23 protein-coding genes are annotated in these 22926 nt (G+C 66.2%); 13 read left to right on the plus strand and 10 right to left on the minus strand.

What is annotated here, in order from left to right:
• The first annotated feature begins 1 nt into the window (after position 1).
• The gene (locus tag C8N32_RS05205) at positions 2 to 1372 is read left to right on the plus strand and encodes a glutamate--cysteine ligase (RefSeq protein WP_107891415.1); all 1371 of its coding nucleotides are present in this window, start codon (positions 2 to 4) and stop codon (positions 1370 to 1372) included.
• A gap of 3 nt (positions 1373 to 1375) precedes the next feature.
• Here C8N32_RS05205 and plsY read toward each other — a convergent pair whose 3' ends face one another.
• The 4 genes from plsY to C8N32_RS05225 are packed head-to-tail and all read right to left on the minus strand — an operon-like array spanning position 1376 to position 4635.
• Positions 1376 to 1981, minus strand: coding sequence for a glycerol-3-phosphate 1-O-acyltransferase PlsY (plsY, locus tag C8N32_RS05210; protein WP_107891416.1), 606 nt, complete (start codon positions 1979 to 1981; stop codon positions 1376 to 1378).
• Positions 1981 to 3258, minus strand: coding sequence for a dihydroorotase (gene pyrC, locus C8N32_RS05215; protein WP_107891417.1), 1278 nt, complete (start codon positions 3256 to 3258; stop codon positions 1981 to 1983). Before pyrC ends, plsY begins: the two co-directional genes overlap by 1 nt.
• Complete coding sequence (locus C8N32_RS05220) at positions 3255 to 3689, minus strand: hypothetical protein (protein WP_107891418.1); 435 nt, start codon at positions 3687 to 3689, stop codon at positions 3255 to 3257. Before C8N32_RS05220 ends, pyrC begins: the two co-directional genes overlap by 4 nt.
• Positions 3682 to 4635 carry an aspartate carbamoyltransferase catalytic subunit gene (locus tag C8N32_RS05225; protein WP_107891419.1) on the minus strand — a complete coding sequence of 318 codons (954 nt, stop codon included), beginning with the start codon at positions 4633 to 4635 and terminating at the stop codon, positions 3682 to 3684. The genes C8N32_RS05220 and C8N32_RS05225 overlap by 8 nt, the downstream gene beginning before the upstream one ends.
• Before the next feature lie 103 nt (positions 4636 to 4738).
• Here C8N32_RS05225 and C8N32_RS05230 point away from each other — a divergent pair, with 103 nt between their 5' ends.
• From C8N32_RS05230 to C8N32_RS05250, 5 genes are all read left to right on the plus strand, one after another.
• Complete coding sequence (locus C8N32_RS05230) at positions 4739 to 5512, plus strand: uracil-DNA glycosylase (RefSeq protein ID WP_107891420.1); 774 nt, start codon at positions 4739 to 4741, stop codon at positions 5510 to 5512.
• Positions 5505 to 6116: a LysE family translocator gene (locus tag C8N32_RS05235; RefSeq protein WP_107891421.1), complete on the plus strand. Its 612-nt coding sequence runs from the start codon at positions 5505 to 5507 to the stop codon at positions 6114 to 6116. The genes C8N32_RS05230 and C8N32_RS05235 overlap by 8 nt, the downstream gene beginning before the upstream one ends.
• Positions 6116 to 6640: a molybdenum cofactor biosynthesis protein B gene (gene moaB, locus C8N32_RS05240; RefSeq protein ID WP_107891422.1), complete on the plus strand. Its 525-nt coding sequence runs from the start codon at positions 6116 to 6118 to the stop codon at positions 6638 to 6640. The genes C8N32_RS05235 and moaB overlap by 1 nt, the downstream gene beginning before the upstream one ends.
• 91 nt (positions 6641 to 6731) lie before the next feature.
• Entirely contained in the window at positions 6732 to 8186 is a 1455-nt protein-coding gene (locus C8N32_RS05245) for an efflux RND transporter periplasmic adaptor subunit (protein ID WP_107891423.1), read from the plus strand.
• Positions 8187 to 11570, plus strand: a complete 3384-nt coding sequence (locus C8N32_RS05250; RefSeq protein WP_107891424.1) for an efflux RND transporter permease subunit — start codon at positions 8187 to 8189, stop codon at positions 11568 to 11570.
• On the opposite strand, the gene C8N32_RS05255 is transcribed toward C8N32_RS05250, so the two are convergent.
• Positions 11567 to 12352, minus strand: a complete 786-nt coding sequence (locus C8N32_RS05255; protein ID WP_107891425.1) for a protein-disulfide reductase DsbD domain-containing protein — start codon at positions 12350 to 12352, stop codon at positions 11567 to 11569. The genes C8N32_RS05250 and C8N32_RS05255 overlap by 4 nt on opposite strands.
• A gap of 114 nt (positions 12353 to 12466) precedes the next feature.
• Here C8N32_RS05255 and C8N32_RS05260 point away from each other — a divergent pair, with 114 nt between their 5' ends.
• Positions 12467 to 13045 (plus strand): YqgE/AlgH family protein, encoded by a 579-nt coding sequence (locus tag C8N32_RS05260; protein ID WP_107891426.1) that lies wholly within the window; start codon positions 12467 to 12469, stop codon positions 13043 to 13045.
• On the opposite strand, the gene C8N32_RS05265 is transcribed toward C8N32_RS05260, so the two are convergent.
• Positions 13042 to 13986 (minus strand): L-threonylcarbamoyladenylate synthase, encoded by a 945-nt coding sequence (locus C8N32_RS05265; protein WP_107891427.1) that lies wholly within the window; start codon positions 13984 to 13986, stop codon positions 13042 to 13044. The genes C8N32_RS05260 and C8N32_RS05265 overlap by 4 nt on opposite strands.
• Positions 13987 to 14113: 127 nt before the next feature.
• On the opposite strand from C8N32_RS05265, the gene C8N32_RS05270 reads away from it, so the two are divergent.
• From C8N32_RS05270 to C8N32_RS05285, 4 genes are all read left to right on the plus strand, one after another.
• Positions 14114 to 15817: an acyl-CoA dehydrogenase gene (locus C8N32_RS05270; protein WP_107891428.1), complete on the plus strand. Its 1704-nt coding sequence runs from the start codon at positions 14114 to 14116 to the stop codon at positions 15815 to 15817.
• Entirely contained in the window at positions 15814 to 16863 is a 1050-nt protein-coding gene (locus tag C8N32_RS05275; protein ID WP_338110836.1) for an MBL fold metallo-hydrolase, read from the plus strand. Before C8N32_RS05270 ends, C8N32_RS05275 begins: the two co-directional genes overlap by 4 nt.
• Entirely contained in the window at positions 16856 to 17275 is a 420-nt protein-coding gene (locus tag C8N32_RS05280) for a DUF6173 family protein (RefSeq protein WP_242509601.1), read from the plus strand. The genes C8N32_RS05275 and C8N32_RS05280 overlap by 8 nt, the downstream gene beginning before the upstream one ends.
• 72 nt (positions 17276 to 17347) lie before the next feature.
• A complete protein-coding gene (locus tag C8N32_RS05285) occupies positions 17348 to 17950 on the plus strand; it encodes a hypothetical protein (protein ID WP_107891429.1) in 603 nt (200 codons plus the stop codon).
• Here C8N32_RS05285 and C8N32_RS05290 read toward each other — a convergent pair.
• Both C8N32_RS05290 and C8N32_RS05295 read right to left on the minus strand, forming a co-directional pair.
• Entirely contained in the window at positions 17938 to 18264 is a 327-nt protein-coding gene (locus tag C8N32_RS05290) for an AzlD domain-containing protein (RefSeq protein WP_170106738.1), read from the minus strand. The genes C8N32_RS05285 and C8N32_RS05290 overlap by 13 nt on opposite strands.
• Positions 18261 to 18974 (minus strand): AzlC family ABC transporter permease, encoded by a 714-nt coding sequence (locus tag C8N32_RS05295; protein WP_107891431.1) that lies wholly within the window; start codon positions 18972 to 18974, stop codon positions 18261 to 18263. Before C8N32_RS05295 ends, C8N32_RS05290 begins: the two co-directional genes overlap by 4 nt.
• Before the next feature lie 75 nt (positions 18975 to 19049).
• On the opposite strand from C8N32_RS05295, the gene mobA reads away from it, so the two are divergent.
• A complete protein-coding gene (gene mobA / locus C8N32_RS05300) occupies positions 19050 to 19613 on the plus strand; it encodes a molybdenum cofactor guanylyltransferase MobA (protein WP_244905897.1) in 564 nt (187 codons plus the stop codon).
• Here mobA and C8N32_RS05305 read toward each other — a convergent pair.
• Positions 19610 to 20482, minus strand: coding sequence for a hypothetical protein (locus C8N32_RS05305; RefSeq protein ID WP_107891432.1), 873 nt, complete (start codon positions 20480 to 20482; stop codon positions 19610 to 19612). The genes mobA and C8N32_RS05305 overlap by 4 nt on opposite strands.
• A 2-nt stretch (positions 20483 to 20484) precedes the next feature.
• Positions 20485 to 20955 (minus strand): transcription elongation factor GreA, encoded by a 471-nt coding sequence (greA, locus tag C8N32_RS05310; RefSeq protein WP_107891455.1) that lies wholly within the window; start codon positions 20953 to 20955, stop codon positions 20485 to 20487.
• Positions 20956 to 21196: 241 nt separating this feature from the next.
• Here greA and C8N32_RS05315 point away from each other — a divergent pair, with 241 nt between their 5' ends.
• Positions 21197 to 22849, plus strand: a complete 1653-nt coding sequence (locus C8N32_RS05315; protein ID WP_107891433.1) for an electron transfer flavoprotein-ubiquinone oxidoreductase — start codon at positions 21197 to 21199, stop codon at positions 22847 to 22849.
• The last annotated feature ends 77 nt before the right edge of the window (positions 22850 to 22926 follow it).

Genomic DNA, 22926 nt, shown 5'->3' on the forward strand with positions numbered 1-22926 from the left:
CATGTCCATTCCTCAATCCGGCGGCGGCCCGATCGAAAGCCATGACCAGCTTGCGCAATACCTTGAGTCCGGATGCAAGCCCCGTGACGCCTGGCGGATCGGGACCGAGCACGAGAAATTCGGCTACTGCAAGGACAGCCAGAAACCCATCCCCTATGACGGCCCGCGATCCGTGCGGGCGGTTCTGGAGGGGCTGCGCGATCGTTTCGGCTGGGCGCCGATCCATGAGGGGCCGCACCTGATCGGGCTGGAGAAGGGCGGCGCGAATGTCAGCCTTGAACCCGGCGGGCAATTGGAACTGTCCGGCGCCCCGCTGGAAACCATCCACCAGACATGCGACGAAGTGAACGAGCACCTGCGCGAGGTGAAGAGCATCGCCGACGAGGTCGGGGTGGGGTTCATCGGTCTGGGGGCCGCGCCGATCTGGCGGCATGGGGACATGCCCGTGATGCCCAAGGGCCGATACGCCCTGATGACCGATTACATGGATCGCGTCGGGACCATGGGCAAGACCATGATGTACCGGACCTGTACGGTGCAGGTGAATCTCGACTTCGCGTCCGAGACCGATATGGTGCAAAAGCTCCGGGTGGCGCTGGCATTGCAGCCGGTGGCGACCGCGCTGTTTGCCAATTCCCCCTTCCTTGAGGGCAGGCCGAACGGGCACAAATCCTGGCGCTCCCGCGTGTGGCGCGATCTCGATCCGGCGCGCACCGGCATGCTGCCCTTCGTGTTCGAAGAGGGTTTCGGTTTCGAACGCTGGGTCGATTATGCGCTGGATGTCCCGATGTATTTCGTCTACCGCGACGGCCGGTATATCGACGCGCTGGGCCAGTCCTTTCGCGATTTCCTTGTCGGCAAGTTGCCTGCCTTGCCGGGAGAGATGCCGACCCTGTCCGACTGGGCCGACCATCTGACGACGATTTTTCCTGAGGCCCGGATCAAGAAATTCATCGAGATGCGCGGTGCCGATGGCGGCCCGTGGCGGCGTCTGTGTGCCTTGCCCGCCTTCTGGGTGGGGCTGACCTACGATCAGGGGGCGCTGGATGCGGCGTGGGACCTGGTCAGGGGCTGGGATGCAGAAACCCGAGAGGAATGGCGCGTTTCGGCTTCCCGCGACGGACTTCAGGCGCAGGTGGGCGGGCGATCCATGCTGGCTCTGGCGCAGGACGTGCTGAATATCGCCAGGTCCGGCCTCAAGGCCCGGGCCCGCCCCGGCCTGGGTGGCATGGTTCAGGACGAACGTCACTTCCTGCATGCGCTGGAGGACAGCGTGGAGACCGGCAAGGCCCCGGCGGACGAACTGCTGGAGTATTACACCGGCGAATGGGCCGGGGATCTGACCCGGATCTACGACGCGTTCAGCTACTAGGCCTCAGCCCTTGCCGATTTTGGGCTCGGTTCCGGCGATCAGGCGGCGGATGTTGGCGGCGTGACGGATAAAGATCAGCGCCGCCAGCAGGATGGCGAGGGTTGCCATGTTCCCATACCCGAACGCCAGCATCCACAGCGGGGCAAGCCCCGCCGCGACCAACGCCGAGAGAGAGGAGATCCGCGCGATAAGTGCCGTCACCAGCCATGTGCCACAGGCCGCCAGCCCAACGGGCCATGCCAGCGCCAGAAGCGTGCCAAGGAAGGTCGCCACCCCCTTGCCGCCCCTGAAACCAAGGTAAACCGGGAAAATGTGGCCCACAAACGCGGCGAACCCGGCAAGCTGGGCGGCGTCTTCCCCGACCAGCGCGCGGGCGGCCAGGACGGCGATCCCCCCCTTGCCCGCATCCAGAACCAGCGTCAGCAGGGCGGCGGGCTTGTTTCCTGTGCGCAGCACGTTGGTGGCCCCGATATTGCCGGACCCGATCCGCCGCAGATCCCCCAGCCCGAACAACCGTGCCATCACGATGCCGAACGGCACTGCGCCGAGCAGGTAGGCAAGCACACCTGTCAGAACCAGAAGCAGGATCGGGCTTTCGAGACCTGGCATCATGCCTCCTCCCCATAAACGCGATGTCCGCCGACCCATGTACCGTGCACCCGGCCTTGCAGACGCGCGCCGTCAAAGGGTGTGTTTCTGGATTTCGACAGCAGGGTAAAGCGATCCAGCACGAAGGGTGCGTCGGGGTCGAACAGCACCAGATCCGCCGGGGCGCCGGTACCCAGCCGGCCGCTTTCCAGTCCCAGTCGCCGGGCCGGGTTCAGGGACAGTGCGCGCCACAGAACCGGCAGTGCGATATGCCCGCCATGCACCAGCCGCAGCGCGGCGGGAAGCAGCGTTTGCAGCCCCACCGCGCCTGCGGCGGCTTCTTCGAAGGGCAGGCGCTTGGATTCTTCGTCCTGCGGGGTGTGCATCGAACAGACCACATCCACCAGCCCGCTGGCGACGGCCTCGACCAGCGCCACGCGGTCGTCTTCGGCGCGCAGCGGCGGGCGCAGCTTGAAGAAGGTGCGGTAGTCGCCCACGTCCAGTTCATTCAGGGTCAGGTGGTGGATGGAAATCCCCGCGGTCACGTCATGGCCGTTGGCTTTCGCACGCTCCAGCGCGGGCAGGGCGCGGGCCGTGGTGATCTGGTCGGCGTGGTATTTCACCCCGGTCATTTCCACCAGCGCCATGTCGCGGTCGAAGGCCATACGCTCCGCCAGCGGCGAAACGGCGGGCAACCCCTTGAGAGAAGCGAACCTGCCGCTTGTCGCCACGGCCCCGGCCGAAAGGCCGGGATCCTGCGGGTGGCCGACGATCAGTGCGTCAAGGCTGCGGGCGTAGGTCATCGCGCGGCTGAGAACCTTGGTGTTTTCCACCACCCGCGCGTCATCGGTGAAGGCCACCGCCCCGGCATCCTGGAGAAAGCCGATTTCGACCATTTCGCGCCCTTCGCGGCCCTTGGTCAGGGTGGCCATGGGGCGGATGCGTACCGCGCTCGCCTCGCGCCCGCGCCGGGTGACGAACTCCAGCACCTCGGGACTGTCGATGACCGGGGCTGTATCGGGCCGCGTGACGATGGTGGTCACGCCGCCCGCCGCCGCCGCCGCGCCAGCCGAGCCGAAGGATTCCTTGTGCCGCTCCCCCGGTTCGCAAACCTTCACGCCCAGGTCCACGATGCCGGGGGCAAGGCAGTGCCCGGCGCAATCGATGGTCTCGTTTGCGTCGGGGGCGGGGCCGGTCCCGGTGGCGGCGATGACCCCGTCCCGGACCAGCAGCCAGCCGGGAGTTTCGGATCCGGTCTCGGGGTCGATCAGGCGGGCTTGGGTGAACAGGGTACTCATCGGGCGGTCCTTATCGCGGCCTCCAGCCGGGCCTTCACGGCGGGTTTGTCGGCAAGGTATTTCATCAGGTGCTTGTCGCCGGAGCGGGTGACGATCTGGATCGCGCTGCCGAGGTTGTTGAGCTTTTCGATCTCGGCCAGCCGCGCCGCGCGCCCCTGCGGCCCGATCAGGCGGGTGCCGGTCAGGTCCCAGCGGGCGGACAGATCCTCTGACGCCAGGTATCCGCCGCGCACGGCGACAGCCGCCAGCGCCGCCACCGCGCCGACCCAGAAATCCGGGTTTCCCATCAGGTACATCCCCGCCATCGCCCCCACCCCACCAATGGCGGCCATCAGGACATGGTCGCGGATGTAGGCGGCGCGGTCGGTGTGAAAGCTTTCGATCACATGCTCTCCGTCCGCAAGGGGGACGCGGTAAGCCGGGTCATGCATAGGTGCCCCCTTCCCGTTCGGCGCGCAGGGTGCGGGCCAGAAGGTCCATCGCGGCCATGCGCACGGCGACACCCATCTCCACCTGTTCCTGGATGACGGAGCGGTTGATGTCGTCGGCCAGGGTGCCGTCGATCTCCACCCCCCGGTTCATCGGGCCGGGATGCATGACGATGGCGTCGTCCCTGGCGTGGGCCAGCTTTGCGGCGTCCAGCCCGTAGCGGTGGTAGTACTCGCGTTCCGACGGGATGAAGCCGCCATCCATCCGTTCCTTCTGGAGGCGCAGCATCATCACCACATCCGCGCCTTTCAGCCCCTCGGCCATGTCGTCACAGACCTCGACCCCCAGATCCGCCGCGCCGGTGGGGATGAGCGTGGGCGGGCCGATCAGGCGCACGCGGTTTTCCATCTTGCCCAGCAGCAGGATGTTGGAGCGCGCCACCCGCGAATGGGCGATGTCGCCGCAGATCGCCACCGTCAGCCGGTGCAGCCGCCCCTTGGCGCGGCGAATGGTCAGCGCGTCCAGCAGGGCCTGGGTCGGATGCTCATGGCGCCCGTCGCCAGCGTTCAGCACCGCGCAGGTGACTTTTTCCGCCAGCAGGTTCACCGCACCGGAATGGGGGTGGCGCACCACCAGCAGGTCCGGTCGCATGGCATTAAGCGTCAGCGCCGTGTCGATCAGCGTTTCGCCCTTCTTGATCGAGGATGCCTGCATCGCCATGTTCATCACGTCCGCGCCCAGGCGTTTTCCCGCCAGTTCGAAGCTGGACTGGGTGCGGGTGGAATTCTCGAAGAACATGTTGATCTGGGTCATTCCCGCCAGCGCATCGCTGTGTTTGCGGGGCCGGCGGTTGAGATCGGCATACTGGTCGGCAAGGTCAAGGATGATGCGGATATCGTCGGGGCTGAGGTCCTCGATGCCCAGAAGGTGGCGAGCGCGGAATGTCATGGGGCCTCCGGGTTGGTCTGGATGCTTATAAAAAGCGCATCGCCCCCCCGCAAGGGACGTGATGCCCATTGCCCCGGTTCGCGTCCCGTCCTAGCCTGACGGTATGGATACGGGACTGGATTTCCATACCGCGAAAGCGTTGCTGGAGTGGCAGGTCGAACTCGGCGTGAGCGAGGCGATCGGCGATGCCCCCGTGAACCGATACGAGGAAGAGACGCAGCCGGTCGCGGCTCCGCAATCGCCTCCGGTGTCCCCTCCCGCAGACGATCCTGTCGCGGGGGCCCGCGCGGCCGCAACCGCTGCCGGAACGCTGGAGGCGCTTTGCACCGCGCTGGCCGCCTTCGAAGGCTGCGATCTCAAGCGTGGGGCGCGCAGTCTCGTCTTTGCCGACGGGACGCCTGCGGCGCGGGTGATGGTCATCGGCGAGGCGCCGGGGCGGGACGAGGACATCCGGGGCAAACCCTTTGTCGGACGCGCCGGACAGTTGCTGGACAAGATGTTCGCCGCCATCGGCCTGGGCCGGGACCGGGCCGCGGAGCACGGGCTCTATATCACCAACGTCTTGCCATGGCGACCGCCGCAGAACCGTGACCCCCAGCCCGAAGAGGTGGCGATGATGCTGCCTTTCCTGCACCGCCATATCGAACTGGCCGCGCCCGAGGTCATCGTGCTGATGGGCAACCATTCCTGCGGGGCGCTGTTGGGGCGCAAGGGCATCACCCGCTTGCGCGGCAATTGGGCGGAGGTCGCGGGCCTGCCCGCCCTGCCGATGTTCCATCCTGCCTTCCTGTTGCGCAACCCGGCCGCGAAACGGGAGGCGTGGCGCGACCTTCTGATGCTTCAGGCCCGCCTGAGGGGGGACCCCGCCGATGGTTGAACCGCTGACGCTTCTGGCCTTTGTTCCTGCCGCCATCGCGCTGAACCTGACGCCGGGGGCGGACATGATGTTCTGCCTTGGGCAGGGGCTGCGGGGCGGACCGCGCGCGGCGCTGGCGGCGGATGCGGGGATCGCGCTGGGGGTCATGGTTCATGTTCTGGCCGCGGGGCTGGGGCTGGGCGTGGTCGTCGCCACGGTTCCGGGGATGTTCGATGTGATCCGCTGGGTGGGTGTGGGGTATTTGCTGTGGCTGGCTGTCGGGGTGTTGCGCGCCCCTGTGGCGCGCGCGGTGGAACCTGCCTCCCCCCGCCGGGCGTTTATGCAGGCGCTGGTGGTGAACCTGACCAATCCGAAGGTGATTCTGTTCGTCCTGGCCTTCCTGCCCCAGTTCGTCGATCCGGGACGGGCGATTCTGCCACAGTTTCTTGTCCTGGGGGCGGTTCTGGCGCTGGGAGGGTTCGTGGTGAACGGGCTGGTCGGGGTGTTTGCCGGGGCCGCGCGGGAGCGGCTGCGCTCATCCCGCGTGCAGCGGGGGCTGGGTGTGGTCTCGGCCCTGATTTTCGGGGCGCTGGCGCTGCGCCTTGCCTTGCTGGAGAAAGCCTGATGAAAGAATTCATCCCGCTGCGTATCGCCGTGCTGACCGTCAGCGATACTCGCAGCCTTGAGGAGGACCGCTCCGGCCAGATCCTGACCGATCTTGTCGCGCAGGCCGGGCACCTGCTGGCCGCCCGTGACATCCTGCCCGACGACCGCGATGCGATCGTCGCCAGGTTGCGTGGCTGGTGTGCCGACCCCCAGGTGGACGTGGTGCTGAGCACTGGCGGCACCGGCCTGACCGGTCGTGACGTGACCGTGGAGGCCCACCGTGACGTGTATGAAAAGGAGATCGAGGCCTTCGCCACGGTCTTCACCCTTGTATCGGTGCGGAAGATCGGGACTTCGGCGGTACAAAGCCGCGCCACGGGCGGAGTCGCGCAGGGGACCTATCTTTTCGCGCTGCCGGGCAGCCCCGGTGCCTGCCGCGACGCGTGGGAGGAAATCCTGCGTCCGCAGTTCGATTATCGCCACCAGCCCTGTAACTTTGTCGAGATTTTACCAAGACTTGACGAACATTTGCGACGGAAATAGCCACAACCCGCGTAGTATGCCGTGTTTGGAGATGTGCGCCACAGCCCTATCTAAGGCAGCAGCCGGACCATGTTGCCGGGAAGGATGAAGAATGCGATTTCTGCGCCGCAGCCTTGTGGGGCTGTTCATGTTCGCGGTTACGATCGGGCTGCTGGCCTTTGCGGGGCAGTCCGTCTTTCAGGCCGTTCAGGACAGGTTGACCGACGCGCCTGAAAGCCGCCCGGCGCGCGAAAGGATCACCGCCGCGAATGTCGTGATGGTCGAGGCGGGGCGCGTGTCCCCGGTGATGACCGTGTTCGGGGAGGTTCGCAGCCGCCGCACGCTGGAACTGCGCGCCAAGGCGGCGGGTACGGTCGTGACGCTGCACCCGGATTTTGAGGAAGGCGGTCAGGTGGCGCAGGGGGATCTGCTGTTGCGGGTGGATCCGGCAGATGCGCAGGCGGCGCTGGCCGTGGCCCGTACAGAACTGGCGCAGGGCGAAACCGAACTGCGTGAGGCCACTCGCGCCCTCGATCTTGCCCGCGATGAGCAGGCCGTGGCCGAGGAACAGGCCGCCCTGCGGGACAAGGCCCTGAACCGGCAGCGCGATCTCAAGCAGAGGGGGGTCGGCACCGATGCGGCCGTGGAAACGGCGGAGTTGGCCTCGGCAGCGGCCAAACAGGCGGTGGTGTCGCGCCGACAGGCGGTGGCGCAGGCCGAAACGCGGCTGGACAATGCCCGTACCGGGCTGGAGCGGGCGCGGATCACGCTTTCGGATGCGCAGCGCGCCCTTGAAGACACGGAGCTTTACGCCGCCTTTTCCGGGGCGCTGAACGACGTCGCGCTGATCGAAGGCGGGCTGGTCGCCAATAACGAACGCGTCGCCGATCTGATCGACCCGCGGGCGCTTGAGGTCGCGTTCCGGGTTTCGACCGTGCAATTCAGCCGCCTGCTGGACGAAGCGGGCGGATTGCGCCCGGTTGGGGTTACTGCGCGGCTGGATGTGTTCGGCGCCGACCTGACGGCACAGGGGCAGATCAGTCGCGAAAGCGGTGCCGTCGCCGAAGGGCAGACCGGGCGGTTGCTGTTTGCCCGGCTCGACCGGGCGCGCGGTTTCCGGCCCGGCGATTTCGTTACCGTGAAAATCCACGAACCTCCCCTTGAACATGTCGCCCGCCTGCCTGCCCTGGCGGTCGATGCGGCGCATACGGTTTTGGCGCTGGGTCCGGAAAACCGGCTCGAAGTGATGCAGGTGGAGCTTTTGCGGCGGGAGGGCGACGATGTTATCGTCCGCGCCCCGGATCTTTACGGTCGGGAGGTCGTGGCCGAACGCTCTCCGCTTTTGGGGGAAGGTATTCGCATCCGCCCCCTGCGGCCGGGGGCCTCTGCCGCGCCTGACTCCGAAGGCATGGTCGCCCTGACGCCCGAGCGCCGTGCGCGTCTGCTGGCGGCGCTGGATGCCTCGCCCGCGCTGGCGCAGGAGGACAAGGCCCGCGTGCGGGTCGAACTGATGAAAGACCGCGTTTCCGCCGCCACCGTGGCGCGCCTTGAACGGATGGGGGGCTGAGTGAGCCGGGGCGTCCGCGCGCGCGGCATCATTTCCTATTTTACCCGTCACCGCACGGCGGCGAACCTGCTGCTGGTGGTGCTGATCGTTCTGGGCCTGGCCGCGGCACCGCGGATGCGCGCGCAGTTCTTTCCCGACGTGGTCCTGGACACGGTCAGCGTTTCGGTCGTCTGGGAAGGTGCGGGCGCCGAAGATGTCGACCGGGGAATCGTGCAGGTTCTCGACCCTGTCCTGCGCGCAGTCGAAGGGGTGGAAAGCAGCACCGCCCAATCTCGGGAGGGACGGGCTTCCGTCACGCTGGAATTCGAGCCGGGCTGGGACATGGGGCGCGCGACGGATGAGGTCCAGAGCGCCGTCGACGGTGTGAACGACCTGCCCGAGGACGCCGAAGAGCCGGAGGTCAGGCGCGGCGTCTGGCGCGACCGGGTGACGGACGTGGTGATTACCGGACCGGTCGGGGTGGAACAACTGGCCCGTCTTGCCGACGAATTCACCGATCGTCTGTTCGCGGTTGGGGTTACGCGCACCACCATCCGTGGGATCGCGGCACCGGAAACCATCGTGGAGACACCCTCGTCGGAACTGATCCGCCACGATGTGACCATGGCCGGGATTGCCGCAGTGATCGGCGCGGCCGTTGATACCGCCCCCGCGGGGGACGTGAGCGGGGCCAATGCCCGCGTGCGCACCGGCGGTGAAAAGCGCAGCCCAGAGCAGATCTCCGCACTGGTGCTGCGCGCCAACCCCGACGGGTCCAAGCTGACGGTGGGGGATGTTGCGACCGTTCGGGTTGAAGGCGTGGACCGGGAACGCGCCTATTTCGTCGGGGAGGCGCCGGCGGTTTCCGTGCGGGTGGACCGATCCGACCGGGGGGATGCCATCGCCATCCAACGGCAGGTCGAGGATGTCGTCCGCGAAATGGCCGAAACCCTGCCCAAGGGCGTCAGGATCGACCTGATCCGGACTCGTGCCGATTACATCTCCGGGCGGCTCGACATTCTCCTGGACAACGGCGCCCTGGGGCTTTTCCTGGTGCTGACGCTGTTGTTCCTGTTCCTGAACGCGCGCACCGCCTTTTGGGTGGCAATGGGGATTCCGGTGGCGATGCTGGCAACCATCGCGATGATGTATGCCGCCGGACTGACGTTGAACATGATCTCGTTGTTTGCGCTGATCATCACGCTGGGTATCGTGGTGGACGACGCCATCGTCGTGGGGGAGCACGCCGATTTTCGTGCCCGGCGGCTGGGGGAGACCCCTGTGCAGGCGGCTGAAAACGCCGCCTTCCGCATGGCCGCTCCGGTCTTTTCCGCGACCCTGACGACGGTGATCGCGTTTTTCGCGCTGGTCGCGGTGGGGGGGCGTTTTGGCGATCTGATCGCGGATATCCCCTTCACGGTCATTGTGGTGCTTCTGGCCTCGTTGGTGGAGTGTTTCCTGATCCTGCCCAATCATATGGCTCATGCGCTGACGCACTCGGCCAGACAGCACTGGTACGATGCGCCGTCGCGTTTGGTGAACCGGGGGTTCCGCATCGTGCGGGAGCGGGCCTTCCGCCCCATGGTGGCCGGTGTGATCGCGGCGCGGTACCCGGTGATGGCGCTGGTTGTCGTGCTGCTGGCGGTTCAGGTAGGGCAGGTTATTCGCGGCGATGTGCCGTGGCGGTTCTTCAACGCGCCGGAGCAGGGCTCGGTTACCGGCAATTTTGCCATGCTGCCGGGCGCATCGCGTGAGGACACGCTGGAGATGATGCGCGAGATGCAGCGTGCCACGCAGGCCGTTGCCGCGCGTTTCGCGGAGGAACATGGACGCGACCCGCTGGATTACGCGATCGCCGAGGTGGGGGGGAATACCGGGCGCGGTCTTTCCGGGGCCGATGCCAAGGATACGGACCTGCTTGGGTCTATCGCCGTGGAATTGATCGATGCCGACCTGCGCCCTTATTCCAGCTTCGATTTCGTGGAGGCCTTGCAAAAGGAGGTGCGCCAGCATCCGCTGGCGGAAACCGTCAGTTTCCGCGGCTGGCGTTCCGGCCCGGGCGGGGATGCGCTGGACGTGCAGCTTTACGGTGCCGGGGCCGGTACGCTGAAATCCGCGGCTGAGGCGCTTAAGGCGCGGCTGGCGCAGTTTTCGGAAGTTTCCGCGCTTGAGGACACGCTGGCCTATGACAAGGAAGAACTTCTTCTCGAACTCACCCCGCAGGGCAGCGCGCTGGGCTTCACCATCGAACAGCTTGGCCGGGTTCTGCGCCATCGCCTGAACGGGATAGAGGCCGCGACCTATCCGGACGGCCCGCGCTCCGCCAGTATTCGCGTGGAACTCCCCCGCAGCGAACTGACCGCCGATTTCCTTGTGCGGACACAGTTGCGCGCCCCCGGCGGGGCCTATCTGCCGCTGGCCGATATCGTGACCGTCGAATCGAGCACCGGGTTTTCCACCGTGCGGCGGGAAAACGGGCTGCGGGTGGTTTCGGTCACCGGCGATATTTCCGAAGACAACCCGGCCCGCGCCGCCGAGATCACCCGCCTGCTGGAGGTCGAGATCCTGCCTGCCTTGTCCACCGATTTCGGAGTGTCCTGGCAGCTTTCCGGGTTGAGCGAGCAGGAAGACGATTTTCTGCGCGATGCCCTGACCGGGCTGATCCTGTGCCTGTTGGGAATCTACCTGACGCTGGCGTGGATTTTCTCAAGCTGGGCGCGGCCGGTGGTTGTCATGGCGGTTATCCCCTTCGGGTTGGTGGGCACGATCTATGGCCACGCGGCGTGGGATGTGCCGATGTCCATGTTCACGGTCGTCGGGGTGCTGGGGATGACGGGCATCATCATCAACGACTCGATCGTGCTTGTGACGACCGTCGACGATTACGCGAAGGAGCGGGGTCTGTTCCCTGCCATCATCGATGCCACGGCCGATCGCCTGCGTCCCGTTCTGCTGACCACGCTGACCACGGTGCTGGGTCTTGCGCCGCTGCTGTTCGAAAAATCCCAGCAGGCGCAGTTTCTCAAACCGACGGTCATCACCCTGGTTTACGGGCTGGGGTTCGGCGTGGTGCTGGTGCTGATCGTGGTGCCCGCGCTTCTGGGGATGCAGCGGGACGTGGCGCGCCAGATGAAGGCCTACCGTCTGGCCCTGCGGTCCCCCCGACGGGCCCGCGGGCTGGCACGGGTGGCGCTGGCCGGGACAGGGGTGGTGGCCGGGGTGTTCTCGGCAACCCTGGGGCCGGTTCTGGTGACCGGGGCTCTGCCCGGATGGGCGGTGGCGATGGCGCCGCAACTGGCCGGGATGCCGATGATCGCGGGGGTGGGGCTGTTCCTGTCGGGGGCGGCGCTGGGCTTGACAGGGCTTTATTTCGTGTCGGTCTGGTTGTTGGCGCGACGGGCTTAGCCCCCGCTGCATCCGAGAATTTCCACGGCGGTGTCATTGCCCAGAACGGTAATACGCAGGGCAGAGCGATCCACGATCAGCGTATCGCCTGAAAGGTCTGCTCCTGCGGACAGGCGGTTCCCGGTTCGCCGGGTGGGGGAATCGGACAGCCACGCCCCGGCGCCGCGAAGCTCGAAGATTGCGGTTTCCTGCCCGCCGAGGCTTGGCATCTCGATTTCGGCTGTCAGGCGCAGGCCGGTCCGGGCGGGGCTGAGCGCGCATTTCACACCTTTCACATGCGCGGCGCCGGCGGGCAGGGGCCTGCGTGCCATCCACGCGTTCAGCGCGGCCGGCGGGGTATCCGCGGGGATGCGTGCGGAAAGCTCCAGCGTGAGGGGCATGCAGATTTCCTTGCACACGCCCATGCCGATGCGCAGCCGCAGGTGCATTGGCGCGTCAGGGTTGGCGGGGGTGAGTTCCAGCGGAAGGACGACCTTTTCCTCATAGCCGAGGCTGCGCATACCGTTCTGGGTGAACAGAATCGGGCGTGGCCAGTGGATGCGGACCCCTTTCAGGTTTTCGGAGGCCGACCAGTCGAACCGGGGCGGGATGCCCGCCTCGCCCGGAATCCGCCAGTAGGTTTTCCACCCCGGCTCCAGATCCAGCCGGAGGCCCGCCATCGGCGTTCCGTCCGCTGCGGGAGGGGCGGGGACGAGTGACCCCCGCAACGGCGGCTCAGCCCTGGCCGGCATTGCGGCAAGTATCGCGAGGGCAAGTACGTATATGAGGCGGGTATGTATCATTTCAAAAGGATTAGGCAGCTCCGCGCGAAAACGAAATCACTTTCCGGCGAGAGAGCTGGGGCGAATCCTGCACGCCACCTTGCGTCCGGGCCGCCACAGGCGCATCCTTACCCCATGATGGAGGCATCCCAGTACACCGAACTGACCGGGCAGTTGTTGATTGCAATGCCCGGTATGGGCGATCCGCGTTTTGAAAGAAGCGTGGTGTTCCTGTGTGCGCATTCGAAGGACGGGGCGCTGGGGCTGATCGTGAACAAGCCGCTGCCGGATCTGAGCTTCGATGAATTGCTGACCCAGCTTGAGATCGACCGCGCGCCCGGGATCCGCGATATCCGCGTCTATTTCGGCGGCCCGGTTGAGCATGGGCGTGGCTTCGTGCTGCATTCGGGGGATTATCAGTCCCGCTCCGAGGCGACGCTCGATGTCGATGGGCGCTTTGCCATGACGGCGACTCTGGACGTGCTTGAGGATATCGCCGGGGGCAACGGTCCGGGCACGGCGCTTTTGGCGCTGGGCTATGCAGGGTGGGGGCCGGGGCAGTTGGAAAGCGAGATTCTTCGGAACGGGTGGCTGACCTGCGCGGCCAGCCCGGAGCTTGTCTTCGCGCCCGAGGATGGCGGCAAGTGGGAACGGGCACTCAGGACGCTGGGAATCGACCCGCTGCTTCTGTCCGCCGATGCCGGTCGCGCCTAGCGGGGCGCGGCGGCGCGGCGCAGCCGGTCGTTGATGGCATGGCCCAGGCCATGCGGGGGTACGGGGGCGACGGAAATGCCCTGGCCCGGCGCGGCCCGCGCATCGAGCGAGCGAAGGTGGTGAAAGAGGTTCGCCGCCGCTTCGACCAGGTCGCCGCTTTCGGAGAGGTTCAGATCTGCACCCGGCGTGGGGCCAAAACCCAGCCACAGATCCCCCGGTTCTGGCGTTGTCCGGCCCAGCCGCACCGCCGCCGCCGGCGCGTAATGGGAGGCAAGCTGCCCCGGCGCATTGGGTCTTGCCCCTTTCGCATGACGGGTGAGCGCCCCCCCCAGGCAGGCTTCGATCGCCTCGACCGGCAGGCCGCCCGGACGCAAGAGAGCCGGTGTTGGGGTGAAGCCGATGATTGTGGATTCCACCCCCACCGGGCAGGGGCCGCCATCTACGACCGCTTCGATCCGGCCGGACAGCCCCTCCAGCACATGTGCCGCGCGGGTTGGGCTGACCTTTCCCGAAGGGTTGGCCGAGGGCGCGGCCACGGGTCCGCCGAAGGTCTCCAGCAGGGTGTGCGCCACCGGGTGGTCGGGAACGCGCAGGGCGACGGTATCCAACCCGGCGGTCACCAGCGGCGACAGGGCCGTTCCCTTCAGCGGCAGCACAAGCGTCAGCGCACCGGGCCAGAAGGCCGAAGCCAGCCGCAGCGCCTCATCGGGAAAAGCCGCGATTTCGCGGGCGGCGGCGAGGTCGGGAAGATGCACGATCAGGGGGTTGAACCTTGGGCGGCCTTTGGCCTGAAAAATGCGGGCGACGGCGATATCGTTGCGGGCATCCGCCCCCAGCCCGTAGACGGTTTCCGTCGGGAAGGCGACCAGGTCCCCCGCCCGCAGCATTCCGGCGGCGCGGTTCAGTCCGTCGGGGGTCGGGGCGAGGGCAAGTGTCGGCATTGCGGGGCTTTCGTGACGTCGCGTTTGGGTTTGATGGGCTGTGGCGCTGCATTAACCTGATTGCAGCGCAGGTGCAGACATAGCGCCGTCGCCGACAGGGCTCAAGCCGACAGCAGGAGAGTGCATCATGCCGTATCGCGCGCCGATTGGCGATTACCAGTTTCTTTTCGATCACGTCGTCGATTTTGCGCAGGTTGCCGCGACTGAACGCTTTGCCGAGGCGACGCCGGACATGACCTTTGCCATCCTGACCGAGGCCGCCAAGATGTGCGAAGAGGTTCTCGCGCCGCTGCAGCGCGCCGGAGATCAGCAGGGTGCGGTGCTGGAGGGTGGCGTCGTGCGGACCACGCCCGGTTTTGCACAGGGATATCGTGCCATCGCCGCAGGCGGCTGGATCGGAATTTCCGCCCCGCAGGAGCACGGTGGGATGGGCCTGCCCTTGGCCCTGGCCACCGCCGTGGGCGAAATGATGGGAAGCGCCTGCCTGTCGCTTCAGCTTTGCCCGTTGCTGTCGCAGGGTCAGATCGAGGCGCTGGATCATCATGCCAGTCCCGAGATCAAGGCGCTCTACCTGCCCCGGCTGATTTCCGGTGACTGGATCGGGACCATGAACCTGACCGAACCGCAGGCCGGCAGCGATGTGGGTGCGCTGCGCACTACGGCGACCTCCAATGGGGACGGCACCTATGCCGTGACGGGACAGAAGATATTCATCAGCTGGGGGGATGCCGATTTCGCGGAAAACGTCTGCCATCTTGTGCTGGCGCGCTTGCCCGACGGGGCGCCGGGGACGAAGGGCATCAGCCTGTTTCTGGTGCCGCGCAACCTGCCGGACGAGAACGGTGCCCCTGGCGCGCGCAACAGCCTGCGGGTGGTCAGCCTCGAACACAAGATGGGCCTGCATGGCAGCCCCACGGCGGTGATGGAATATGACGGTGCCACCGGATGGCTGGTGGGCGCGCCGCACAAGGGCATGGCGGCGATGTTCACGATGATGAACAATGCCCGCCTTGGGGTGGGTGTTCAGGGTGTCAGTGCCGCTGAAGGCGCCTTCCAGCAGGCGCTGGCCTACGCGCAGGAGCGCAGGCAGGGCCGGACGCCGCTGGGCGAGGGGGCGATCATAGACCATGCCGATGTGCGCCGGATGCTGGCGACGATGCGGGCCGAGACTTTCGCCGCCCGTGCCATCGCGCTGTCCTGTGCCGTATCGGCAGATATGCAGCACGCCACCGGGGATGAGGCCTGGGCCGCCCGCGCGGCCTTCCTGACGCCGATCGCCAAGGCCTATGGGACGGATACGGGGGTCAATGTCGCGTCTCTGGGCATCCAGGTGCATGGCGGCATGGGGTTCATCGAGGAAACCGGCGCGGCGCAATATTTGCGCGATGTGCGCGTCACCGCGATTTACGAAGGGACCAATGGCATCCAGGCGATGGACCTCGTCGCACGCAAGATGATGGATGGCGGTGAAGCCGCGTGGCGCCTGCTGGAGGAGATCGAGCAGACCGCCGAATCCGCCCGGACCGGCCTGCCCCATCTGGCCGAACCGGTCTGGAATGCCGCCGAATCCCTGCGCGAAGCGACCGAGTTCCTGCTGACACAGGAGATGAATGACCGCTTCGCGGGCGCGGTGCCGTTCCTGGCCGCATGGGCGCGGGTGCTGGGGGCGCATTTCCATCTGAAGGCCGCGCTGGCCGGCGGGAGTGTCCGGGCCCGGCTGGCGGAGGTTTTCATCACCCGCCTGCTGCCGGATTACACCGCTCATCTGGCGCATGCCCGCACGGGCGCGGCAGGGCTTTACGCGTTGTCCGCAGAGGACCTGGCCGGGTGAGAGACGCCGGCCCCCTGCATTCGCCGTGGCCACGACCCCCGGAGCCGGGGGCGGCCGTCGAGGTGGCCGAGGGTGTCTTGTGGCTGCGCCTGCCGTTGCCGATGGCGCTGGACCACGTCAATGTCTATGCGCTGGATGAGGGCGAAAGCTGGACGGTCGTCGACACCGGCATTTCCAGCCGCCGCAGCCGCGAAATCTGGGAAGGGCTGTTGGCCGGGCCGCTGGCGGGAAAGCCGGTTTCGCGGGTGATCGTGACCCACCACCATCCCGATCATGTCGGTCTGGCAGGATGGTTCCAGGCGCGCGGAGCGGATCTGTGGATCACCCGCACCGCGTGGCTGTTCGCACGGATGCTGCAACTGGATGAACAGGCGCATCCGGCGCCTGAGACGCTGGCCTTCTGGCGCGGTGCGGGGATGGATGCGGCGCTTTACGCCCGGCGTTCGCGGGAACGGCCGTTCAACTTTTCCGATACCGTCGCGTCGATGCCATTGGGCTTTCGCCGTCTGGGCGAAGGCGATGTCCTGCGGGCGGCGGGGCGTGAGTGGGATATACGTCTGGGGCAGGGGCACGCGCCCGACCATCTGACCCTGTGGAGCCGGGATTGCTCTCTGGTGATCGGAGGGGATCAGCTTTTACCGTCGATCTCGCCCAATCTGGGGGTTTATGCGACGGAGCCGCTGGCCGACCCGGTGGCCGACTGGCTTGGGAGCTGTGCCCGGCTCTCGCGTTTCGCGCGGGAGGATCATATCGTTCTGCCGGGGCACAGGCTGCCTTTCACAGGGTTGCCCCTGCGCCTGACCCAGATGATCGAGAACCACGAAAGCGCGCTGATGCGGCTGGCCGCGTTTCTGCGCCAGCCCCGGACGGCCTGCGCGTGTTTTGCGCCGCTGTTCCGCCGCCCCATCGGGGAGGCGGAATACACCCTTGCGCTGGCCGAAGCTGTCGGCCACCTTAATCATATGTACCTGACCGGCCGCGTCCGCCGCTGGCAGCGGGCGGATGGGGCCTATCTGTTCCAGATTGAGGATGCCACCGATGGCTGACCCCAGCGCCCGTGCGGCCCATACGGATCCCGACGCGCCGGCATCGCCCGAACAGCAACCCCTGCCGGAGCCCGTTGCCCGAAAGCCGGTGGAGCAGAAAAGCGCCTCGGAATGGGCTTATGAACGACTGATCCTCTACATCCGCAATTTCGAGGAACAGCTTGACGAGGAGCATGAGGTTGCCATGGGTTTTGCGGGAAGCGAGGCCGGGGTCATGCGGATTGAGGGGATCGGCTATTTCGCTCCGGACATTCTGACCTTTTACGGCAGTGACATGACCGGAACGCGCACGCAGCTGGTGCAGCATGTCAGCCAGCTCAATGTGATGCTGCGCGCGGTTCCCCGCCAGGACGGCGAAGAACGCCCGCGGCGCATCGGTTTTCGTCTGGCTGAACAGCTGGAGCGGGATTGACGGGAACTTGTCGCGTGACAGGCAAGTGCGAAGGGGCTATGCCCTTTCGAAACGCCGTTGACGAGTGATCCCATGCGCTTGATTCTGTTTCTTGTTCTGCCGTTTCTGGTTGCCTGCGGGGCGGAACCCGTCTGGGCCCCGGACGAAGCGGTGAAGGTGGCCCGCTATCGTCACGATGGCCCGCCCGAGATCACCCTCTACACCATGATCAGCAACCGCACCGGCGGCGGGGGGCACTCGGCCCTGATGGTCAGCGCCTCGGAACGCGTGGTCTTCGATCCGGCCGGCACCTGGTATCATCGCAATGCGCCGGAGCGCAACGATGTGCACCACGGGATGAAGCCCATCTTCGTGAAATTCTACGAGGATTATCACGCGCGGGAAACGTTCCACGTTGTCAAGCAGACCCGGCGGGTGACTCCCCAGGTGGCGGAGCGTGCGCTGGCATTGGTCAGGGGCTACGGCGCGGTGCCGAAAATGATGTGCGCACAATCCACCAGCGCGATCCTGCGGCAGTTGCCGGGGTTCGAGAGCATTCCCGTAACCTGGTACCCGGAACGTGTGATGCAGGCTTACGGCCAGTTGCCCGGTGTCGAGACGGTCGAAATCTTCGATGACGACCCGGACGATAACGCCACCAAACTGGTGCGTCAGCATAAAGATCAGACGAGGTAGAGCGCGGTGTAAAGCGTCGCCGCCCCGCCTGCCACGGCGAACAGAAGGCTTTTTGTCAGAACTCCGATCGCCATCGTGACGGCGGCGGCCAGCAGGCGCGCGGGGTCGGGTGCGCCGCCTGTGGCCTCAGGCCACAAAACCATGGGTGCGATCAGCCCCGGCAGAACGGCCACGGGCGTATAGCGCAGGTAGCGGAGCGCCCAGGCGGGCAACCCGCGCCGTCCCACCAGCCCCAAAAAGGAGAACCGGATCAGAAACGTGCCAACCCCGAGGATGGCGATGATGGTCCAGATTTCGGGGCCGGACTGGGTTATTTGCGGGTCCATGCCGTTCGCCTTTGCAGCCAGAGTTCCACCTGTGCGCCTGTTGCCATTGCCGCTGCCGCCGCGATCAGCAGCCCGATGTTGTAAGGCAGGGCTGACAAGGCCAGCGCCCCTGCCACGGATACCGCCGCCGCCGCCACATGCGCGGGTGTGCGCAGTGCCGGGGCGACCAACGCGATGAAGGTGAGGGGCAAGGCGAAGTCCAGCGCGAATTCCGGCGGGATGCCTTGCCCGACCAATGCCCCCAGCAGCGTCATCGCGTACCAGAACGGGGCGACCGTGGCGCAGGTGCCGAAGTAATAGGAGATCTTGTGGCCCAGCGGCTGGTCGGGATGGGTTTCGAAGCGGCGGGCGGCCAGCGCGTAGGTTTCATCGACCAGAATGTAGGCGATCAGCCCCCTGGCCCAGAGCGGAGCGGCCCCAAGATGCGGCGTCAGTGCGGCGGAATACATTGCCATTCGCAGATTTACCGCCAGCGCGGCCAGCAATACGACCACCGTCGGGGCGTTGTCCGACAGCATCTGGACGGCCGTGAATTGCGCGGCCCCCGCGATGACCAGCGCGGAAAAGCCCATCACCTGTGCGATGTTCAAGCCGGCTTCGGTGGCGACGATGCCGAACAGCAACGCAAAGGGCACGATGACAAGGGTAAAGGGGGCGCCATGGCGAACGCCAAGCCAGAAAGATGGTGAAGATCGCATGGGGTCGGGTATATGGTCTGAAATACTTGGCCAAAGGTATGGCAAAAGTCGTGGCGATGCAACCAGGGAGCGAATGTGATTTTTGGGGTAATCCTCGCCGGCGGGCAGGGGCGGCGCATGGGGGGCGACAAGGCCGGGGTGCGGCTTGGCGGGGTGACCTTGCTGGAACGTGTTGCGGGGCGGCTGGCGCCTCAGGTGGCGGAACTGGCGGTCGCCGGAGGCGACGGGAGGGCCGGGTGGACCGTATTGCCGGATCCGGTTCCGGGGCGTGTGGGGCCTTTGGCCGGCCTTTTGGCAGGGATGCTCTGGGCTTCCGGGCGCGGGGCGACTCATGTGGTGTCCGTGCCGGTGGACGCACCGTTTCTGCCACTGGATCTGGTCGCACAGCTGGCCGGGGCCGGACCGGGGGCGGCCATCCCCTTCAGCGGGGGGCGGCGGCATCCGGTTTTCGGTCTGTGGCCTGTGATGCTGGCCGCGCGCCTGCGTGCCGATCTGGAGGGCGGTCAGCGCCGGGCAGGCGTGTGGGCTGCCGCGATCGGCGCGGTGGAGGTCCCTTTCCCGGAGGCGGACCCGGACCCGTTTTTCAACCTGAATACGCCTGTGGACCTGGCCTGCGCGGCGCGGGTTCCGGGCGTCTAGCCGATCAGTCCCGCCGATTGCGCCAGCAGGATGAAGGCGCGCCCGCTGCGGGTATGCGCCAGCCCGGTGAGTTGCTCATCGGTGGCATCGGCCGCAAAGCGGGTGAGATGACGTTCGAAATGGCGCTGAAAGTGCAACGCCGCGTCGCTGAACACAGGGTCGGATTGCAGCCGTGCTGCGATCAGGGACAGCGTATCGGGGGCCTGCATCGTGGCCATTCCGGCAATCTCCGCCCCGCGTGCCCCGCGGGCATAGCGTCGCCACAGCGTTGGGTCGGCGGGTGCGGGGGAAAGATCATCCATGTAAAGCCCGGCTTGGCTGAGAAGCTCAAGGATGTCTTGTGCCGCGCGGATCAGCTGTGCGGTGCCGGGGGTGTCCAGCGCCAGGCGCAGGGCCCGGAATCCCGCCTTGTCGGTGGTGGAAACGGGGAAGTTCACCGCACGAAGGAAGTCCGCGGCGGGCAGGGGCGGGCTGTCCGGCTGGCTTGGCGTGTTGAGCGCAAGCGACGTCTGGCGTGGGTCCGGATCCGGATGGGCCGCCGGTCGGAGCGGGCGGGAAGGCATGTGCACCGGGGCCGGTTTCGGAGGGGGCAGGGTTTCCATGCGGGCGCGGAGCCGGGCGCTTTCGGCCCGCAATTCCCGCGCGGTGCCGACGGCGCGGGCCGCGATCCAGATTAACGCCACGGGCACGGCCAGCAGCAGCACCGTCAGCACGATGCCCGGCGCCCCCTGGGGCCTGATGCCGCCGGGCCCCAGGGCCAGCGCGCCGATCCCCAGCCACAACAGGCTGAGTCCCAGCGCGATCAGGCTTGCCCGATCCGGCCCGCGGCGGTCCGGATCGGGCGGGTCTTGCCACGGCCCCCCCGCCATGGTCAGACGTATCGGATGGAAAGCACTTCGTAGCTGCGCTCTCCGCCCGGGGTCCGGACCTCGACGCTGTCGCCTTCCTCTTTGCCGATCAGGGCACGGGCCAGGGGCGATTTGATGTTCAGCAGGCCGCTCTCGATATCGGCTTCGGCCTCTCCCACGATCTGGTAGGTTTTTTCCTCGTCCGTGTCCTCGTCCACCAGGGTGACAGTGGCGCCGAACTTGATCGCACCGGAGAGCCTGGCCGGGTCGATCACCTCGGCGAGGGACAGCAACCCCTCGAGTTCCTTGATGCGGCCCTCGATGAAGCTCTGCTTTTCGCGGGCGGCATGATATTCCGCGTTTTCCGACAGGTCGCCATGCTCGCGCGCCTCGGCAATCGCCCGGATGACGGCGGGGCGTTCCTCGGATTTGAGGTGTTTGAGTTCTGCATCAAGCGCCGTATGACCGGCGCGGGTCATTGGTATCTTTTCCATGCGGTCCATCGCGAGTGTTTGGGAAACCGGGTTCCGCTGACCCAACCAAATTCGGCGATCCTTTGCAAGCGGCCAAAACAGGAGCCGATAAAGCCGCTGGCGGGGGCGACTGATATTTCATCATGCCGCGCAGCAGCGAAATGATGTTGCGTCGCGATTGACGCTGGACAGTTGCCTGCGATAACGGTTCGGTGACCATAAACGGTAGGGCGGCCCCGCGCCGTTCGAGAAAGGAAAGCACATGACCGAAATCGAACGGGAATCCATGGAGTATGATGTTGTGATCGTCGGGGCCGGTCCGGCCGGCCTGTCGGCGGCGATCCGTCTGAAGGAACTGGACCCCGATCTTTCGGTCGTGGTGCTTGAGAAGGGCTCCGAGGTCGGGGCGCACATCCTTTCGGGCGCGGTTCTGGATCCCGTCGGTCTGGAAACCCTGTTCCCGGACTGGAAGGAGCGTGGCGCCCCGGTCGCCGTGCCGGTGAAAGAAGACAATTTCGTCTTTCTGGGCGAGTCGGGCAAGGTTCGGTTCCCGAACTGGCTGATGCCGCCGCTGATGAACAATCACGGCAACTACATCGTTTCAATGGGCAATGTCTGCCGCTGGCTGGCCGAGCAGGCCGAGGAACTGGGGGTGGAGATCTTCCCCGGCATGGCGTGTTCGCAGCTTGTCTGGGGCGAGGATGGAGCGGTCAAGGGGGTCGTCGCGGGGGAGTTCGGCAAGAACGCCGATGGCACCCCCGGCCCCGCCTATGAGCCGGGGATGGAGCTACACGGCAAATACGTTTTCCTGGGCGAGGGGGTGCGCGGGTCGCTGTCCAGGCAGGTGATCGAGAAATTCGCCCTGTCCGAGGGGCGTGAGCCCCAGAAATTCGGCATCGGCATGAAGGAAGTGTGGGAGATCGACCCCGCCAAACATTGTGAAGGCACCGTGACCCACACCATGGGCTGGCCGCTGAACAACAATGCCGGCGGCGGATCGTTTATCTATCACGCCGAGAACAACCAGATTTTTCTTGGGTTCGTGGTTCACCTGAACTACGAGAACCCGCACCTTTATCCCTACATGGAGTTTCAGCGTTTCAAGCACCACCCGATCGTGGCGGATCTGCTGAAGGGCGGCAAGCGCATCGCGTATGGGGCGCGCGCGATTTCCGAGGGGGGGTACCAGTCCGTGCCCAAGGCGGCGTTCCCCGGGGGGGTGTTGCTGGGCTGTTCGGCCGGGTTGGTGAACGTGGCGCGGATCAAGGGCAACCACAACGCCATGCTGTCGGGCATCGAGGCGGCGAAAGCCGCCGTCGCGGCGCTGAAATCCGGGCGTGCAGGAGATGTGCTGGAAGATTATGACGCCGCCCTGCACGAAGGGGGAATCGCGAAGGATCTCAAGCGTGTGCGGAATGTCAAGCCGCTCTGGTCACGCTATGGTACGGCACTGGCCACGGCGCTGGGCGGCTTTGATATGTGGATGGCCAACCTGACCGGCTGGAACCCTTTCGGGACGCTCAGCCACCGCAAGAACGATGCGCAATCCACCGGCAAGGCCAGGGATTTTCCCAAGATCGATTATCCCAGACCCGATGGCGTCATCAGTTTTGACCGGCTGACCAACGTGTCATTTTCCATGACCAATCACGAGGAAAGTCAGCCCTGCCATCTGAAACTGGCCGATCCGCGGGTGCCCGTCGCCGTGAACCTGCCCGAGTTCGATGAGCCGGCCCAGCGTTATTGCCCGGCCGGGGTGTATGAGGTGGTGCAGGAAGAGGGCGAAGAGGCACGCTTCGTCATCAATTTCCAGAATTGCGTGCACTGCAAGACCTGCGACATCAAGGACCCCAGCCAGAACATCACCTGGACGACACCCCAGGGCGGCGACGGGCCGAACTATCCGAACATGTAAACTTTTACGCGGTCCGGGCGAAAACGGGGCGGCTTGCGTGCTGCCCCGCATTGCCTTGGGGCAGCCGGGGCTCTACC

Origin of the sequence: Rhodovulum imhoffii, from assembly GCF_003046545.1 — a bacterium.
Lineage (GTDB): Bacteria > Pseudomonadota > Alphaproteobacteria > Rhodobacterales > Rhodobacteraceae > Rhodovulum > Rhodovulum imhoffii.